Source organism: Bradyrhizobium sp. P5_C11_2, from assembly GCF_054049755.1.
Genome location: NZ_JBFULT010000791.1, coordinates 1 through 2647 on the forward strand (window position 1 = coordinate 1; position 2647 = coordinate 2647).

The following is a 2647-nucleotide window of genomic DNA, read 5'->3' on the forward strand; positions in this document are numbered from 1 at the left end:
GGCCGCACGCCGTATCAAGGCCGTGATCCCGCCAAATCCGACCCGCAAGCATCCGCATCGCTACGACAAAACCGCTTACAAAGGTCGCAACGTTATCGAGCGGATGTTCTGCCGTCTCAAGGACTTCCGCCGCATCGCAACCCGATACGACAAGCGCGCAGACATCTTCCTGTCCGCAATCCTTCTGGCCGCTGCAATCACTTGGTGGATCAATTGAGTCCGGACCCTAGACCAAGTCTGGCCCCGCCGCCGCGCGGCCTGCTTCGGAGCTGGCGATGATGGCTGCACTGGCAAAGGCAATATCCCGGGCGACAGGAACCAACGTTGACGTCGAAACTCTGAAGGTGCTCATGATCTTCTCGGGAGCGGGCCTGCTGGTCTCCCTCGTGGCCGCAATGATCTACGGACAGGCTCTCAACGCCGCCTTGTTTTGAACTCCTGCAAATTGACCGCGTTCGCTGCGGTTCGGGCTGCCCGAGCCGAACCGGGCGCTCATCATTGCCGAATGCCTGGCGTGAGATGTCGGGTTTTCCGCTCGCGAACCCGTGAAGAGACTTCGTCGACCGCGCGGAACGAAACAATCGGCCTTCGGATTGAAGCCACTTTCAAGCCGCCACGAAGTCACCGCAAAACATTGCCGAGCTATTGTTGCGACTGTTCGGATTGGGAGATGCAACAATGCAGTCGCATCAGGTTTTCGTCGCTCCGGCAATCATCCTCTGTTGCTCGTTCCTGAGCATCGCCACTCTGGTGATGATCGGAGCGTGGTAAAGTCAGGTTAGACGTCCATGCGTGAAGAATTCACATCGCTCGCTTTTCTGGCCGTAACCGTGGCCGGCGTCGCGCTGTTAGGGTCCGGCCTGCTCGCACTGGCTTTGGTGGGATAGGCCGCGCAGCCCCCTGTCCGGCCGCACGCTCGCGCTGCATGGCTGACCTACCACGCCTTCGTGCGCCCGCGCTTTACGCCTCTCCAAATTCCTGATCCTCTCTCCCCCAATCAGCCGGGACCAACCGGCCTGCCCAGGGAGAGAGACGCCATGAAGCTCGGCACTGCGATCGCGGAAATCATGAGGCGCGAGGGGATCGAGATCCTCTGCGGCTATCCCGTCAACCATCTGATCGAGCACGCGGCGAGCGCCGAGATCCGCCCTGTGATGGTGCGCCAGGAGCGCGTCGGCATCCACATGGCGGACGCGATCTCGCGCGTGACGTCGGGGCGCTCGATCGGCGCGTTCTGCATGCAGCATGGGCCCGGTGCGGAGAACGCGATGGGCGGTGTCGCGCAGTGCTTTGGCGAGTCCGTGCCCGTGCTGGTGCTGCCGATGGGCTATCCGCGCCGGCTGGCGCACATCGAGCCGAATTTCAACTCCAGCGAGGTGATGAGGGCGTTCGCCAAATCGTCCGAGCCGATCATCCTGGCGGCGGAAGTCGCCAACATCTTTCGCCGCGCCTTCACCAGGTTGAGGAACGGCCGCGGCGGGCCGGTGATCGTCGAGATTCCCGCCGACATGTGGAACGAGGAGGTGCCGGAGCCGCTGAACTACACGCCGGTGCTGCGCACCCGCTACGGCGCCGATCCCGTGCATGTCAAGGAAGCAGCCGCCCTCCTCGTCGCCGCCAAGCGCCCGGTGATCTATGCCGGCCAGGGCGTGCATTACGCGCAGGCCTGGCCGCAGCTGAAACGGCTTGCCGAGCGGCTCGCCATTCCCGTCACCACCAGCCTGGGCGGCAAGTCCTCGTTCCCGGAAACCCATCCGCTCTCGCTCGGCTCCGGCGGCCTCGCGGTGCCGCGCGCGGTTCCGAAGTTCCTCAGCGAGGCCGACGTCATCTTCGGCATCGGCTGCTCCTTCACCGAGACCAGTTTCGGCATCGCGATGCCGAAGGGCAAGACCATCATCCATTCCACGCTCGATCCGAACCATCTCAACAAGGATGTGGAAGCCAAGATCGGCCTGGTCGGCGATGCCGGGCTCGTGCTCGATGCGCTGCTGGAGGAGATCGGCAAGACCGTCACGAAGGATCKCGATGCCTCGGCGGTCGCGGCCGAGATCGCTGCCTCGCACAAGGAGTGGCTTGCAAAGTGGATGCCGAAGCTGTCCAGCAACGACGCGCCGCTGAGCCCTTATCGGGTGCTGTGGGACCTCCAGCGCACCGTCGACATCAACAACACCATCATCACCCATGATGCCGGCAGCCCGCGCGACCAGCTCTCGCCGTTCTGGAAGGCGGTCGAACCCCTCTCCTATCTTGGCTGGGGCAAGACGACGCAGCTCGGCTACGGCCTTGGCCTCGCGATGGGCGCCAAGCTGGCAAAGCCCGACAAGCTCTGCATCAATGTCTGGGGCGATGCGGCGATCGGTTTCACCGGAATGGATTTCGAGACCGCGGTGCGCGAGCGCATCCCGATCATGTCGATCCTGCTCAACAATTTCTCGATGGCGATCGAGTTGAAGGTGATGCCGGTCTCGACCGAGAAATATCGCTCGACCGACATTTCCGGCGACTATGCCGCGATGGCGCGCGCCTTCGGCGGCTATGGCGAGCGGGTGTTGAAGCCGGAGGACATCATCCCGGCGATCAGGCGCGGCATCCAGAAGACGAAGGAAGGCGTGCCGGTGCTGCTGGAGTTCATCACCAGCAAGGAGAC

At 63.2% G+C, this 2647-nt stretch carries 3 protein-coding genes; all 3 read left to right on the forward strand.

Annotation, left to right across the window (positions count from 1 at the left end; genetic code table 11):
- Positions 1-217: transposase (locus tag ACXJL8_RS38580; protein WP_456686768.1), on the forward strand; the 217-nt coding region annotated here is incomplete at its 5' end.
- 58 nt (positions 218-275) lie between these two features.
- Positions 276-434, forward strand: a complete 159-nt coding sequence (locus ACXJL8_RS38585; RefSeq protein ID WP_456624065.1) for a hypothetical protein — start codon at positions 276-278, stop codon at positions 432-434.
- Positions 435-1037: 603 nt separating this feature from the next.
- Positions 1038-2647: thiamine pyrophosphate-requiring protein (locus tag ACXJL8_RS38590; RefSeq protein ID WP_456686769.1), on the forward strand; the 1610-nt coding region annotated here is incomplete at its 3' end.

Coding starts and splice junctions, on each gene's coding strand:
- ACXJL8_RS38585 (WP_456624065.1), top strand. CDS start 276: ATGATGGCTGCACTGGCAAAGGCAATATCCCGGGCGACAGGAACCAAC.